Origin of the sequence: Pseudomonas sp. IPO3774, from assembly GCF_013386835.1 — a bacterium.
Classification (GTDB): Bacteria; Pseudomonadota; Gammaproteobacteria; order Pseudomonadales; family Pseudomonadaceae; genus Aquipseudomonas.
Window position 1 is genome coordinate 22,416 of record NZ_JACAQY010000032.1, and the last position, 14,728, is coordinate 37,143.

Below are 14,728 nucleotides of genomic sequence, written 5' to 3' on the forward strand. Positions count from 1 at the left end.
AATACATGCTTGGCTGGTACACCGTATTCGCGAGCAAGCCCGCTCCCACATTTGGACCGGGTTCACATCAAATCAGAATCAACCCGCCAACCCGACGAACATGTCCTGCACGTCGTCATGGTTGTCCAGGCCTTCCAGGAAGGCTTCGACTTCGGCCATCTGCTCATCGCTCAAACCGCTCACCGGGTTCTTCGCGATGTAGCCGAGCTTGGCCGACAGCACGGTGAAACCCTGCTCCGGCAAGGCTTTCTGCACGGCGTCCAGGTCAGTGGTCTCGGTGATGAACAAGGTCGTGCCCTCTTCTTCGCCTGCCTCGAAATCCTGGGCACCGGCCTCAATCGCGGCCATTTCCGGATCGGCTTCCGGGCTGTCCGGCGAGGCTTCGATCAGGCCCACATGGTTGAAGTCCCAGGCCACGGAGCCGGACGCGCCGAGTTGCCCCTTGCGGAACGCCACGCGGATTTCCGCCACGGTGCGGTTGATGTTGTCGGTCACGCATTCAACGATCAGCGGCACCTGGTGCGGGGCAAAACCTTCGTAGGTTACGCGGTGGTATTGCACGGTCTCACCGAGCAGACCGGCGCCTTTCTTGATCGCGCGTTCCAGGGTTTCCTTGGGCATCGAGGCCTTTTTGGCCTGCTCCACCACCAGGCGCAAATGTGCGTTGGTAGCAGTGTCGGCACCGTTGCGGGCGGCAATGGTGATCTCTTTCACCAGCTTGCCGAAGATCTTGCCCTTGGCATTGGATGCCGCTTCTTTATGTTTGACTTTCCACTGTGCGCCCATGACTCACTCTCTTCTGTCCATCGCGCCGAGACGTCTACTGGCCGGCGCTTTGGGGGCAGAGTTTATAGCGCTGAAACACTCTAATCCACCAAAAAACCGGCCATGCCCCTCAGGTCCGCAAGGGATTGATGGCGCGCTCACGGTCGGGCACGAAGTCGCCCACCTGCGCCAGCACCGCCGGCCTGGCGTTCCAGTAGGGCATCAACACCAGCGAGGAAAACAACGCGGCGCCGGCAAACACGATAAACACCGTGACGGTGTCGAAGTAGCCCGGCAACAAGCCGCCCAGGACTGCACCCACCGAACCGCAGCCGTTGACGAACCCCGCAGCCGTCGCGCCGGCCTTGGCGGTGCCGAAGTCGATGGCGGCGGTGCTGCTGATCATCGAGTCCGGCCCGTACAGGGTCAGGCCCATCACAAACAGCAGCGCCATCACCAGCGCCACACTGCCGGTGTGCAAGGCGCCCATGAACAACGCCAAGGCCACGGTCAGCGCCAGCAGGCTGAGGACACAGGCCGGCATGCGCCGGGCGCCGAACAGTTTGTCGGACGCCATGCCGATCATGATCGGCCCCAGCAACCCCGCCAGCTCGAACGCCGTCGGCACAATCGCCGCGCCGACCTTGCCCACCGACGGCATCTGCTCATACACAATCACCGGCCCCCACAACAGGATCGCGTAACGCGCCGGTTTCAACAGAAAGTACGCCAGCCCCAGGGTCAACACAGTACGGTTGCGCAAGATGGCCCGCAGCGGTTCCAGCACACTGGCGTTCTTCTCGGCGGCAGTCTGTTCCGGTTCCGGCTCCACTGCCGGTAACCCCACATCCTGTGGCGTGTTGCGCTGGAAAATGAAAAACAGCACCGCGACCACGAAGACCACAGCCGCACTGGAGATAAATGCCGCATGCCAGGTGCCGATCAGCGTATACGCCCACCATCCGGCAAACGGCGACGCCACCAGGCCACCAAAGGCGTAGCACGAGCTCCATAAACCCAGCACCCGGCCACGCTGCTGCGCCGGGAAGAAACTGCCAAGGTTCTTGCACAGCCCGGACCAGCCGGTGGACTGGGCCAGGCCCTGGATCAACATGCACGTGACAAAGATCGGTAACGTGGCAAACGTGCCCATCACCAGGGCGGCGGCGGCTGAAATCACCAACCCGCCGAGTACCACCACACGCGGCCCGAAACGGTCGGCGAGCATGCCCCAGGTGAATTGGCCAACGGCGTAGGCCGCCAGGTAGATGCCATCCAGGTTGGCCATCATCATCTTGTCCAGCGGGAAACTCGGGTCGTCGACGATCCCCAGCTTGGCCACCGAAAAAGCCTTGCGGGTGAAATAGAAGGCCGCGTACGCCAGCCAGGTGATGGCGAAAATCTGCACGCGCCAACGCTTGATGTGACTCAAGGGAGTATTCATGGTGGTTCTGACCTCGGGTGTGAGTGTGCCGGCAGAATGAAAAGCAAACGCCTGTATTTTTATTGTTGAGCACTGCAGTACCGGCGCTTGGGAGGCGACGGTGCTGGTCAGATGAGTCCTGCTGGTGAGCACGCAGAAAACCCATGGCCGCCGAAGGTGTAGGACTCGACCTACGGCGACTGGGGCTATCAAAGCAATGGCTGACTAATAGGTAAAATCGATTTATCGTATTTCAAATATAAGCTGAGCTTGTAAGAGGATTCGCGATGTCGGTGTCTCACGCGCAACTCAAAGCCTTCCATGCGGTGGCCGTACACGGCAGTTTTACCCACGCCGCCGAACGCTTGTTCCTCAGCCAGCCGGCCATTTCCGACCAGGTGCGCAAGCTTGAGGAACGTTTCGGCGTGCTGCTGTTTCATCGCAACAAACGTTCGGTGCGCTTGACAGACCTCGGCGAGCGCCTGTTGAGCATCACCCAGCGTCTGTTTGCCGTCGCGGCGGAAGCCGAAGAGCTGTTGCAGGATTCCCGCGCCTTGCAAACCGGCACCCTGACACTCGCGGTGGACGCCCCGGTGCATGTGCTGCCGCAGATCGCGCGCTTCTGCCAGTTGTACCCGGGCATCAGCGTGAAGATCGAAACCGGCAACACCGATGAATCACTGTTTCGCCTGTACAACTACCAGGCCGACCTCGCGCTGCTGGGGCGCGATGTGGACGACGAGCGGCTGCTGTCACTGCCGCTGCCCGATGACCAATTGCTCGCGTTTGTCGCCCGCAACCACCCGTGGGCGGGCCGCGAGTCGATCTGCCTGGCGGACCTGGACGATACGCCGCTGGTGTTGCGGGAAATCGGCTCGGTGACCCGCCAGACCCTGGAGCAGGAAATGCACCAGGCCGGGCTGCGCATTCGCCCGGCGATCCAGGTGGAAGGCCGCGAAGCCGCGCGGGAAGCGGTGGTGGTGGGGATTGGCGTGGGGGTGGTGTCGGCTGCGGAGTTTGGCGCAGATTCGCGGGTGTATGCGATGCCGATCCGTGATTGTACGCAGCGGATGAAGGAAACACTGGTGTGCTTGAAGGAGCAGAGTTCGCGGCGGGTGGTGGCGACGTTTCTGGAGATTGTGCGGGAAAGTTTGCGGTGAAGTTGAGGGCCCCTTCGCGAGCAAGCCCGCTCCCACAGTTGACCGAGTTCTACCGATGGAACGCGGTCGAATGTGGGAGCGGGCTTGCTCGCGAAGGGGCCAACTAGATCTCAAGCCAACACCCTCTAAGGCGCCAACTCGAAAAACGCCTGAATCAACCGCAACTCCCGGCGCCGCTCCATGCACCCGATCACATGCCGGTTCACCAGCCCCTCGCCCTGGATCGGAATCGCGTGCACCCGCGGATCCCGGCTGACTTCCATCGACGACACCACCCCAACCCCCAACTCGGCCGCCACCGCTTCCGTCACCGCCTCACGGCTGTCCAGTTCCAGCAACACCCGGGGCTGCACGCCGGCCTGGGCGCAGGCATCGTCAAAGGTCCGCCGCGTAATCGAGCTGGGTTCACGCAACACCATGATCACCTGATCCAATTGCTCCAGCCGAATCCCCGCAGGCTCCGCCAGCCACGGATGGCCGGCCGGCACCAACGCGCAAATCCGTGACTCGATTAACGGCTGCAAGTGCAGGCCCTTGCGCGGCTCCACCTCGGTCAACACCGCCACATCGGCGCGTTCCGACAACAGCGCCGCGAGGGTTTCCTGCGCATTGCCCAGGCGCAAATTGACAGTAATCCCCGGATACCGCTGCCGTAGGCTGGCCAGCATCGGCATGACCATGTGCGGCCCGTCCGCCGCCACTTCCAGGCGCCCGGTAAGTAATTGCCGGTTGGCCTCCAGCAACGTCTGCGCCTCTTCCACCAGGCCGAAGATCGCCCGGGTGATCGCCGCGAGTTTGGTGCCCTCCTCGGTCAACTCCACCCGCCGCGCGGTACGCCGCAGCAGCGCGATCTGGTAGTGCTCCTCCAGCGCCTTGATATGCCCGGTCACCGCCGGCTGGCTGATAAACAGGCGCTCGGCCGCCCGGGTAAAACTGCCCTCGCGGGCCACCGCATCAAACGCACGCAGTTGAAACAGGTTCATAGCTATCGGCCTCACTGATAGCTCGCATAACAACAAACAATTTGATTGATGACAAGCCAAACTGCAATTTAGGCGCCGTAACTTCATCCCAATGTTTTGCGAGGACACACGAATGAGCACTGCCGCGCCGATCCTGCTGACCCCGGGGCCCTTGACCACCTCGGCCCGCACCCGCCAGGCCATGATGGTCGACTGGGGTTCATGGGATGACCGCTTCAATCAACTGACCGCCAGTCTTTGCGAGCAACTGCTGGTGATCGTCAACGGCACCGCCAGCCACCATTGCGTACCATTGCAAGGCAGCGGCACCTTTGCCGTGGAAGCGGCCATCGGCACCCTCGTGCCACGGGACGGCAAGGTGCTGGTGCTGATCAACGGCGCCTACGGCAAGCGCCTGGCGAAGATTTGCGAAGTGCTCGGCCGCGAGTTCAGTACCTTTGAAACTGCCGAGGACGAACCCACCACCGCCGCCGACGTCGACCGCCTGTTGCACGCCGACAAGGGCATCACCCACGTCGCACTGATCCATTGCGAAACCAGCACCGGGATTCTCAACCCGTTGCCCGAGATCGCCCAGGTCATCGCCCGCCACGGCAAGCGCCTGATTATCGACGCCATGAGCTCCTTCGGCGCGCTGCCGATCGACGCCCGCGAGGTGCCGTTCGACGCGCTGATCGCCGCCTCCGGCAAGTGCCTGGAAGGCGTACCGGGGATGGGTTTTGTGTTCGCTGAAAAGCAGGCGCTGGCTGCAGCCCAAGGCAACTGCCACTCCCTGGCGATGGACCTTTTCGACCAGCACAGCTACATGGCCAAGACCGGCCAATGGCGCTTCACACCGCCGACCCACGTGGTGGCGGCGCTGCACGAAGCGCTGCTGCAATACAACGAAGAAGGCGGCCTGCCCGCCCGGCACCAGCGCTACGCCGACAACTGCCAGGCATTGCTGGACGGCATGGCCGAACTGGGCCTGCGCAGCTTCCTGCCCGCCGCGATCCAGGCGCCGATCATCGTTACCTTCCACGCGCCGAAAGACCCGCGCTACCAGTTCAAGGAGTTCTACGAACGGGTCAAGGCCAAGGGCTTCATCCTTTATCCCGGCAAATTGACCCAGGTGGAAACCTTCCGCGTGGGCTGCATCGGCCATGTGAACCAGGCCGAGATGCAAGCCGCGGTAGCGGCGGTAGCCGAGGTGCTGCAAGAAATGAACGTGCTCGACATCTGACTGCCCACTACTCACAGGATCTGAACCATGAACTACGCAAACCCAACCCAGCTTCAAGCCGCGATCCTCGACTGGGCCGGCACCGTGGTCGATTTCGGCTCGTTCGCGCCCACGCAGATTTTTGTCGAAGCCTTCGCCGAGTTCGACGTGCAGGTCTCCATCGAGGAAGCCCGTGGCCCGATGGGCATGGGCAAGTGGGACCACATCCGCACCCTGTGCGACCAGCCGCAGGTGGCCGAGCGCTATCGCAAGGCCTTTGGCCGCACACCGACTGACGATGATGTGACCGCCATCTACCAGCGCTTCATGCCGCTGCAGATCGAGAAGATCGCCGAGCACTCGGCATTGATCCCCGGTGCCCTGGACACTATCGCCAACCTGCGCCAGCAAGGGATCAAGATCGGTTCGTGCTCCGGCTACCCCAAGCAGGTGATGGACAAGGTTGTCGAACTGGCTGCCACCAATGGCTATATCGCCGACCACGTGGTCGCCACCGACGAAGTACCCAACGGCCGACCATGGCCGGCCCAGGCCCTGGCCAACGTGATCGCCCTCGGGATCGATGACGTAGCGGCCTGCGTGAAGATCGACGACACCGTGCCGGGCATTCTCGAAGGCCGTCGCGCCGGGATGTGGACCGTGGCGCTGACCTGCTCGGGCAACGCCCTGGGCCTGACCTACGAGCAGTTCCGCGCCCTCGACGCCGGCACACTCGCCAGCGAACGCACGCGTATCCAGGCCATGTTCGAAGGCTCGCGCCCACACTACATGATCGACACCATCACCGACCTGCCTGCGGTGATCGCCGACATCAACCAGCGCCTGGCACGGGGTGAAATGCCGCAGGGCAACTGATCGGTGTCAAAACATCGCTTCTTCGTCTTCCTCTCACGGGCAAACCTCGTAAAACAGGCTTACATTGAAAGGACTCCGTCGCAAAGAACGGAGGTTTGCCCTGATGAGTGAGGAAGAAAGCGATGCCCTGGAAAAATTCCGATACGCGTTACAGCACCATGTCGATTGCGTTGCACTGGCTGATGGTGCTGCTGCTGGCGGTGGTCTACGCCTGCATTGAGTTACGCGGGCAGTTTCCCAAAGGCAGCGGCGCACGTACGTTGATCGTGGAAATGCACTTCATGTTCGGCCTGACGGTGTTTGTGCTGGTGTGGCTACGGTTGTTCGCCCGCAGCCTGGGCGTGGCACCGAAGATCGTACCGGCCCCGCCGCAATGGCAAACCCTCCTCGCCACCCTGATGCACATGGCGCTGTACGCCTTGATGATCGGCATGCCCATCGCCGGCTGGCTGATCGTCAGCGCCGAGGGGCATTCGGTGATGTTCTACGGCATCGAGTTGCCGCCGCTGATTGCCGAGAACAAGGCGTTGGCCAAGGAAATTGAAAGCTGGCACGTGCTGTTCGGCAAGATCGGCTACTGGCTGATCGGGCTGCATGCGTTGGCCGGATTGGCCCATCACTATGTGCTGCGAGACAACACTGCGTTGAGGATGATGCCCGGCAAGAGAGGGAACCTTCAGTAAGCCCACGGATTGAATGTGGCAGCTGGCTTGTGTGGGAGCTGGCTTGCCTGCGATAGCATCACCTCGGTGCCACTGATACACCGCGGTGTCTGCATCGCAGGCAAGCCAGCGCCTACATTAACCGGGTGCAACAGGGAAACCCCGGCGGCCCTGCAGGCCACCGGTGTGGACGAAGATCAGGCGGGTGCCGGGGGAAAATCTCCCGGCTTCAATCTGTTGTTTCAACGCCAATAACGCCTTGCCGGTATACAGCGGCTCCAGCGCCAGGCCACAGGCTTGCTCGGTAGCGTCGATAAAGGCCAGCAACTCGGGATCGACCTTGGCAAAGCCGCCCCGGCTGGCCTCCAGCAATTCATAACCCTGCTGCACAAGCGCCTGCACCTGTTGCGCCACCCCGTGGTCGTCGGGTACCGCCAGGGCGCCATATACCGGATGCGCGCCCGCCTCCGCCAGCACCAATCCCGCCAATGTAGTACCGGTGCCTGCCGCCAGCCACCAACCGTGATAGTCCGTCCAGCCCAGGCCGTTTAATTGTGCCCGCGCCTGATTCACCAAAACCCCGCAACCCAACGCGCCCGCCAGGCCCCCGCCGCCTTCAGGTACCGGGTGCAGGTGCGGATACTGCTCGCGCCAGGGCAGCCAGAAGTCCGGCTCGTTGCGCGCGCGATAGCCGCCATACCCCAGCCAATGCAGTTGCATGCCGAAGGCCTTGAGGTCGAGCACCGTGGGAGTGTCTTGCGGATGGCCACGCAGCAAGCCAACGGTAGGAAAGCCGAAGCGTTTCCCGGCCGCCGCCAGTGCATGCAGGTGATTGGAGTAAGCGCCGCCCAGGCTGATGATCCCGCTGGCGCCCGCCGCCCGGCCTTGCGCCAGGTGCTCGGTGAGCTTGAACCACTTGTTGCCGCTGATCAGCGGGTCGATGCGATCCAGGCGCAGCACGGCGACTTCCACCGGCCCCATCCAGTCCAGCTTCAGGGGTTCAAGGGGCGCGTGGGGGAGCCAGTCGAAAGGACCCATGAGGGCGGTTCTGCACAAGAAAAGGGGCGGTAGTCTACCACCGCCCCTTTTACGTGTTTATAGCTCGGCCGCCAGGCGCGAACCCTGGTTGATAGCGCGCTTGGCATCCAGCTCGGCCGCCACGTCCGCGCCGCCGATCAGGTGCACGTTCTGCCCGGCCGCCACCAGGCCATCCTGCAATTCCCGCAGCGGGTCCTGCCCGGCACAGATCACGATGTTGTCCACCGCCAGCACCTTCGGTTCACCCTCGGCGCCGATGCGGATGTGCAGGCCCTCATCGTCGATCTTCAGGTACTCGACGCTGTTGAGCATCTGCACCTGCTTGTTCTTCAAGCCGGTGCGGTGGATCCAGCCGGTGGTCTTGCCCAGGCCGTCACCGACCTTGGAGGTCTTGCGCTGCAACAGGAACACTTCACGCGCCGGCGCATGGCGCTCGGGCTTGATCCCGGCCACACCGCCGCGGGCTTCCAGGTGGGTGTCGATGCCCCACTCTTTCCAGAACGCCTCGCGGTCCAGGCTGGTGGACACGCCCTGGTGCACGAGGAATTCCGAGACGTCAAAACCGATACCGCCGGCACCGATCACCGCCACGCGATGACCCACCGGCTTACGCTCCAGGATCACGTCGAGGTAGCTCAATACCTTGGCGTTTTCCACACCGGGAATCGCCGGAATACGCGGCGCGATGCCGGTCGCGAGGATGATCTCGTCATAACCGCCCGCAACAAGCTGCTCAACGTCGACCCGGGTGTCCAGGCACAGTTCGACGTGAGTGGTCTGCAACTTGCGTTTGAAGTAGCGCAGGGTCTCGAAGAACTCTTCCTTGCCCGGCACGCGCTTGGCGATGTTGAACTGGCCGCCGATCTCGCTGGCCGAATCGAACAGGGTCACCTGATGCCCACGCTCGGCGGCGACGGTGGCGGCCGCCAGGCCCGCAGGACCGGCACCGACCACGGCGATTTTCTTGATCTGCTTGACCGGCAGGTAGTTGAGCTCGGTCTCGTAGCACGCACGCGGGTTGACCAGGCAGGTGGTCAGCTTGCCGCCGAAGGTGTGGTCCAGGCAGGCCTGGTTGCAGCCGATGCAGGTGTTGATCTCATCGGCGCGGCCTTCGGCAGCCTTGTTGACGAAGTCCGGGTCGGCGAGGAATGGGCGAGCCATCGAGACCATGTCGGCATCGCCTTCGGCCAAAATCTGCTCGGCGATTTCCGGGGTGTTGATCCGGTTGGTGGTGATCAACGGAATCTGCACCGCACCGCGCAACTTCGCGGTGACCTTGCTGAACGCGCCACGCGGCACCTTGGTGGCGATGGTCGGGATCCGCGCTTCGTGCCAGCCGATGCCGGTGTTGATGATGGTTGCACCGGCCTGCTCGATGGCCTTGGCCAACTGTACGATTTCTTCCCAGGTGCTGCCGCCTTCCACCAGGTCGAGCATCGACAGGCGGAAGATGATGATGAAATTCGGGCCTACGGCTTCGCGCACCCGGCGCACGATTTCCACCGGCAGACGCATGCGATTTTCGTAGCTGCCACCCCAACGGTCGGTGCGGTGGTTGGTGTGGGCGGCGAGGAACTGGTTGATGAAGTAGCCTTCCGAACCCATGATTTCCACGCCGTCGTACTCGGCGACCTGGGCCAGCACCGAGCAGGTGACGAAATCATTGATCTGTTTTTCGATGCCTTCTTCGTCCAGCTCTTTGGGCTTGAACGGGTTGATCGGCGCCTGGATTGCGCTCGGTGCCACCTGCTTCGGGCTGTAGGCATAACGCCCGGCGTGGAGGATCTGCATGCAGATCTTGCCGCCCGCCTCATGCACCGCCTGGGTGACGATCTTGTGCTTCTGCGCTTCTTCGTCGGTGGTCAGCTTGGCCGCACCGCCATACACCCCGCCTTCATCGTTGGGGCCAATGCCGCCGGTGACCATCAGGCCCACGCCGCCACGGGCACGTTCGGCAAAATAGGCCGCCATGCGCTCGAAGCCGCCGGGTTTCTCTTCAAGGCCGGTGTGCATCGAGCCCATCAGAGTACGGTTGCGCAGGGTGGTAAAACCCAGGTCCAACGGGGCCAGCAAGTGCGGGTAGGCAGCAGCGGTCATGGTACAGCTCCACAACGGATCATCACGGGACGTGGAGCGCTCGAATGGCACTCCATCGGTTTATGTCCCACAGACTAAGAGTCCGCCGGCTGGCGCTCAATGACCGTAAGTGACAACTTAATGATCAAAGTGCGCAGCAGAAAGCATGGCAGCGGTAATTTTCTCCTGTTTCTGCCCCTGCCCGATCATCCAGCGTTGAAACCCGCGGCACTGCTGTTTGTGCAGGGTATTGGGGTGCCAACTCAGGTAGTACGGCGCCGCCAGCGGCACGGCGAACCGCCAGGGAATCATCAGCCGACCGGCGCGCAGGTCCCCGGCGATCATTGAGAACTGCGCCAGCACGATGCCTTGCCGGTCGATGGCCGCCTGGATCGCGGTAATCGATGATGAGTAATTGCGGCGGATCACGATGGGCTGGCCGGTTTGCCCTTCCAGCTCGCTGAACCATTGGGTCCACGAAGGCGGCGAATCGAATTTGGGCCGCGAGTCGATGCCGATCAGGCGGTAATCGAGCAAGTCCCGCGCGCACGCAACCCGTTCCAGCAACTGCGGTGAACAGGTGGGCACCACACAATCGCGGAACAGCGGCACGCTATGCCCGGCATGCTCGGGGTGCTCGCCATAACCGATGCGAAAGTCGGCACTTTCCTCCCCCGATGCATCATCGAGGGTGCTGTCGAGGTAGATGTCCAGGTCGGTTTCGTCCTGCCCCCACTCGTCGATCAGCGGCGACAGCCATTTGGTCATCAGCGAAGGCAGGCAACTGATATACAGGTTGTTGGGATTCTTCGCCCGCTCGGCCTCGGCCACCGCCAGCCTGAGTTCTTCGAACGCCGCGGTGCAGCGGGCGTGCAGGCGTTCGCCGACGCTGTTCAAGCGCAGGCGCTGGCCGTCCTTGAGCGTCAGCTTCATGCCCAGGGCATCTTCGAGCAGTTTCATTTGCTGGCTGACAGCGCCCACCGAGATCCCCAGGCGAATCGCCGCCTGGGACATACCGGCGCAGTGGCCCACCACTTCAAACACTTGCAACGCGCGCAACGGCGGTAAACGGCTCATGGGGGAATCTCGCGACTTCAGCAGTTTAGATTTTCTACTAAAAGTAACAGAAAACCTCATATTTTCTTCAGTCAGTGCAACCCGTAGAGTTAAACCACTTCCCACCCCATTGCGTTACGCCCTGCTGGAGTCGCTGATGAAAACCCTGCCTGAACAAATTACCCATGTCGTGTTAGGCGACAGAGAACCCAGCATCGAAGAGTTCGTGGCGATCGCCCGCTATTCGGCCACTGTTTCGTTTGCCGACAGTTACAAGAACCGGGTTAAAAAGTCCCGTGGGTTGATCGAGCGATTCCTCGATGAAAACCGTTTGGTGTACGGCGTGACCACCGGTTTTGGCGACAACGTGCGGCATGTGATCTCGCCGGAAAACGCCAAGGAACTGCAAGTCAACATCGTGCGTTCCCACGCTGTTTCCGTCGGCGAACCGCTGGTGCGTGAACAGGTGCGGGCGATCCAGTTGATGGTGTTGATCAGCCTGGGCAAAGGCTACTCCGGGGTGCGCCTGGAACTGCTGGAACTGATCGCCGGCCTGCTCAACCACGACGTGGTGCCCTTTGCGCCGGGTGAAGGCTCGGTGGGTTACCTCGCGGTAGAAGGCCACCTGGCCCTGGTGCTGCTCGGCGAAGGCCGCGCCAGCGTCAAGGGCGGTGCACTGGTGGATGGCGCAACCGCCCTGCAACAGGTCGGCCTGCAACCGACCGACCTGCAGTGCAAGGAAGGCCTGGCGATGTTGAACGGCACCACGTCGGTGACCGCCATCGCTACGCTGGCGCTGTACAACGCGATGCAGGCTGCCGACCTGGCGGACGTGGCGGCGGCCATGTCGCTGGAGGCGCTCAAGGGCACCATCCGCGCGTTCGACCCGCGCTACCACTCGATCAAGGCTCACCCCGCACAGGCCGCAACCGCCGCCAACATCAAGGCTATCCTGCACGACAGCCAGCTCATCGCAGACAACATCGATTACCGCCTGCAGGACGTCTACAGCCTGCGTGCCATCCCCCAAGTGCATGGTGCTTCCCGGCAGTTCATCAACTACGCGCGGGAAACCATCGAGCGCGAAATCAATTCTTCGGGCGACAACCCGGTGATTTTCCCGCTGGACGACGGTGACGGTATCGCGATTTCCGGCGCCAACTTCGACGGCACCTACATCGGGATTGCAGCCGACACACTGTGTGTGGCGCTGACCAACCTGGCGAAAATTTCCGAGCGCCGGACCGACCGCATGATCAACTCGCACTTCAGCGAAATGCCGGCCTTCCTGGTGCGCAACCCGGGCCTGAACAGCGGCTACATGATCGTCCAGTACACCGCCGCCGGGCTGTACGCCGAGATGAAAACCCTGTCGATGCCGTCGTCGATCGACAGCGTCTCGACCTGCGGCAACCAGGAAGACCCGGTCAGCCTGGCCTACAACGCGGTGATCAAGGCCTACAAAGTCTCGCAAAAACTCCAGTCGGTGGTGGCCATCGAAGTGCTGGTCGCGTGCCAGGCCCTGGATTTCCACGATGTGAACAAGGCATCGACCGCGACCAAGGCGGTCTATGACCTGGTGCGCAGTGAAGTGCCGGTGGCGGATAACGACCGCGCGTTTTACGCTGACATGGCCAGTGTGATTGACCAGGTGCGCAGCGGGAAAATCAACGACCTGGTGGCCCATCACCTGAACTGACAACCACGCCGTCAAACGGCCTGCCCTCCTTTTCGGACGGCGGGCCTTTGCCATTTTTGGCGCAGACAAAGCGATACCCGGGGACCTTGCCAATGCTTCAACCCAAAGACGTTCTACACCTGCTCGACACCTGCTCCATTGCCTATGAATACGTGGAACACAGCGCCGTGCGCACCTGCGAAGAAGCCGACAAACTGGACATCAGAATCAGCGGGCAGGCGGTCAAGAACATCTTCCTGTGCGATGCCAAAGGCTTGAATCCCACCCTGGTGGTGCTCAAGAGCGAGCAGCGCCTGGACCTGCGTGCACTCTCGCAAACCCTCGGCCTCAAGGGCCTGAGATTCGCCTCGCCGCGCCGCCTGATGGAAACCCTGGGCGTGGAGCCGGGAGCGGTGTCATTGCTGGGGTTGTGCAATGACGTGCAGCGCGCCACCCAGGTTGTGATCGCCGAAGAGGTGTGGAACGGCGACAGGATTCTCTGCCATCCGCTGGTGAATACCGCGACCCTGTCGATCGCAGTCCGCGATATGGCGCGACTGCTTGAGCACCTGGGATTCACGCCAATACTCACCGCGAACCCTGCCCCCACGCCTGACACCTGACAGCGCACGGGCGGGTGCAAAACGCTACCTATCGACCCAAAACAGGGCGAAAAAACCGCGCACATTTTCTAACCATGTTTAATTTCCTTGAAAATCAACAGGTTATTTATTTTTAAAAGCTGGCAAATATTTTGCAATGACATGTATGTACATGTGGAGTCATGTGCAGACTGGAGAGCGAATCGGCCAGTCCCCAAACCTGTATGCGTTCGAGAAAAAAGTCCTAAGCCCACATCAAAACATTGGTAGGAAATAGAAATGACCGCTAAAAAATCGAATTGGTTAGGCTCTGTTGCTGTAGCGACCCTAGTGATGGCAAGTGCTTCCGGACTGCAGGCAAAGGACTGGACGTCCGTGAACATCGCGACCGAGGGCGCGTACGAGCCCTGGAACCTGACATTGCCAGGCGGGAAGATCAGTGGTTTCGAGCCTGAGCTGATGGACTACCTGTGCGCCAAGATGAAGCTGCAGTGCAAGATCACCGTGCAGAACTGGGATGGCATGATTGCCAGTCTCAACGCAGGGAAGTTTGATGTGTTGATGGATGCGATCGTTATCACTGACGACCGTAAGCAGGTCATGGATTTTTCGATTCCCTACGCGCAGACGCCGGCCAACTTTGTCGCGCAGGATGCGGCGTTGCTGCCGGGTAAAACCGGGGCGGCGAATGCGATTACGCTGAGTGCTGATCCGAAGGCGATTCACGATGCGATCGAGCCGTTGCGTCAGGCGCTGAAGGGTAAAACCATCGGGATCGCTTCAGGCATCATTTACACCAAGTTCATTGATGAGAACTTCAAGGACGTGGCGACGATTCGTGAGTACAACACGTCGGCCGATGCGATTCTTGATCTGCAATCGGGCCGTATTGACGCGATTTTTGATGACGTTACGTTCCTTGATTCGATCATGTCCAAGCCTGAGAACAAGGGGCTGGCGTATACCGGGCCGCAGATCAAAGGCCCTATCTGGGGTGATGGCGAGGGCCTGGGTTTTCGCAAGAGCGATCCGGAGTTGAAGGCCAAGTTTGATGCGGCGTTGAAAGAAGCGATTGCTGATGGGACTGTTAAGAAACTCAGCGAAAAATGGTTCAAGGTGGATTTGACGCCTAAGTCCTGAGGCGTTCCTGGTTGGGGTGGGGGCATATCCGTTATTTGGGTGATGGCTTGTATTGGTTCCGCTCTTAC

At 61.4% G+C, this 14,728-nt stretch carries 13 protein-coding genes; 7 read left to right on the plus strand and 6 right to left on the minus strand.

Features of this window, described 5'->3' with window-relative positions; all coding sequences use genetic code 11:
• Positions 1-78: 78 nt before the first annotated feature.
• On the minus strand, positions 79-786 hold the full coding sequence (locus tag HYE77_RS18090) for a YebC/PmpR family DNA-binding transcriptional regulator (protein ID WP_102369528.1): 708 nt from the start codon (positions 784-786) through the stop codon (positions 79-81).
• Between the two features lie 109 nt (positions 787-895).
• Positions 896-2,209: an MFS transporter gene (locus HYE77_RS18095; protein ID WP_177069082.1), complete on the minus strand. Its 1,314-nt coding sequence runs from the start codon at positions 2,207-2,209 to the stop codon at positions 896-898.
• Between the two features lie 266 nt (positions 2,210-2,475).
• Between HYE77_RS18095 and HYE77_RS18100 the strand changes: the two genes are divergently transcribed.
• Positions 2,476-3,348, plus strand: coding sequence for a LysR substrate-binding domain-containing protein (locus HYE77_RS18100; protein WP_003212428.1), 873 nt, complete (start codon positions 2,476-2,478; stop codon positions 3,346-3,348).
• 125 nt (positions 3,349-3,473) lie between these two features.
• On the opposite strand, the gene HYE77_RS18105 is transcribed toward HYE77_RS18100, so the two are convergent.
• Positions 3,474-4,331, minus strand: a complete 858-nt coding sequence (locus HYE77_RS18105) for a LysR substrate-binding domain-containing protein (protein WP_003212427.1) — start codon at positions 4,329-4,331, stop codon at positions 3,474-3,476.
• Between the two features lie 112 nt (positions 4,332-4,443).
• Between HYE77_RS18105 and HYE77_RS18110 the strand changes: the two genes are divergently transcribed.
• The 3 genes from HYE77_RS18110 (at position 4,444) to HYE77_RS18120 (ending at position 7,091) form a co-directional block, all read left to right on the plus strand.
• Positions 4,444-5,553: a 2-aminoethylphosphonate--pyruvate transaminase gene (locus HYE77_RS18110; RefSeq protein WP_003212425.1), complete on the plus strand. Its 1,110-nt coding sequence runs from the start codon at positions 4,444-4,446 to the stop codon at positions 5,551-5,553.
• A gap of 27 nt (positions 5,554-5,580) precedes the next feature.
• Positions 5,581-6,408, plus strand: coding sequence for a phosphonoacetaldehyde hydrolase (gene phnX / locus HYE77_RS18115; RefSeq protein ID WP_003212423.1), 828 nt, complete (start codon positions 5,581-5,583; stop codon positions 6,406-6,408).
• A gap of 122 nt (positions 6,409-6,530) precedes the next feature.
• A complete protein-coding gene (locus HYE77_RS18120; protein WP_177029094.1) occupies positions 6,531-7,091 on the plus strand; it encodes a cytochrome b in 561 nt (186 codons plus the stop codon).
• A gap of 117 nt (positions 7,092-7,208) precedes the next feature.
• On the opposite strand, the gene HYE77_RS18125 is transcribed toward HYE77_RS18120, so the two are convergent.
• The 3 genes from HYE77_RS18125 to HYE77_RS18135 all read right to left on the minus strand — a co-directional run bounded on the left by HYE77_RS18125 (position 7,209) and on the right by HYE77_RS18135 (position 11,261).
• Positions 7,209-8,108, minus strand: coding sequence for a 1-aminocyclopropane-1-carboxylate deaminase/D-cysteine desulfhydrase (locus tag HYE77_RS18125; protein WP_177069083.1), 900 nt, complete (start codon positions 8,106-8,108; stop codon positions 7,209-7,211).
• Positions 8,109-8,165: 57 nt separating this feature from the next.
• The gene (locus tag HYE77_RS18130; protein WP_177069084.1) at positions 8,166-10,205 is read right to left on the minus strand and encodes an NADPH-dependent 2,4-dienoyl-CoA reductase; all 2,040 of its coding nucleotides are present in this window, start codon (positions 10,203-10,205) and stop codon (positions 8,166-8,168) included.
• 117 nt (positions 10,206-10,322) lie between these two features.
• Positions 10,323-11,261, minus strand: a complete 939-nt coding sequence (locus HYE77_RS18135; protein ID WP_177069085.1) for a LysR substrate-binding domain-containing protein — start codon at positions 11,259-11,261, stop codon at positions 10,323-10,325.
• Positions 11,262-11,397: 136 nt separating this feature from the next.
• On the opposite strand from HYE77_RS18135, the gene hutH reads away from it, so the two are divergent.
• The 3 genes from hutH (at position 11,398) to HYE77_RS18150 (ending at position 14,660) form a co-directional block, all read left to right on the plus strand.
• Positions 11,398-12,939, plus strand: a complete 1,542-nt coding sequence (gene hutH, locus HYE77_RS18140; protein ID WP_023658981.1) for a histidine ammonia-lyase — start codon at positions 11,398-11,400, stop codon at positions 12,937-12,939.
• A 92-nt stretch (positions 12,940-13,031) separates the two neighbouring features.
• A complete protein-coding gene (locus HYE77_RS18145) occupies positions 13,032-13,541 on the plus strand; it encodes a prolyl-tRNA synthetase associated domain-containing protein (protein WP_087694654.1) in 510 nt (169 codons plus the stop codon).
• Between the two features lie 354 nt (positions 13,542-13,895).
• Entirely contained in the window at positions 13,896-14,660 is a 765-nt protein-coding gene (locus HYE77_RS18150; protein ID WP_003212408.1) for a transporter substrate-binding domain-containing protein, read from the plus strand.
• Positions 14,661-14,728: the final 68 nt, after the last annotated feature.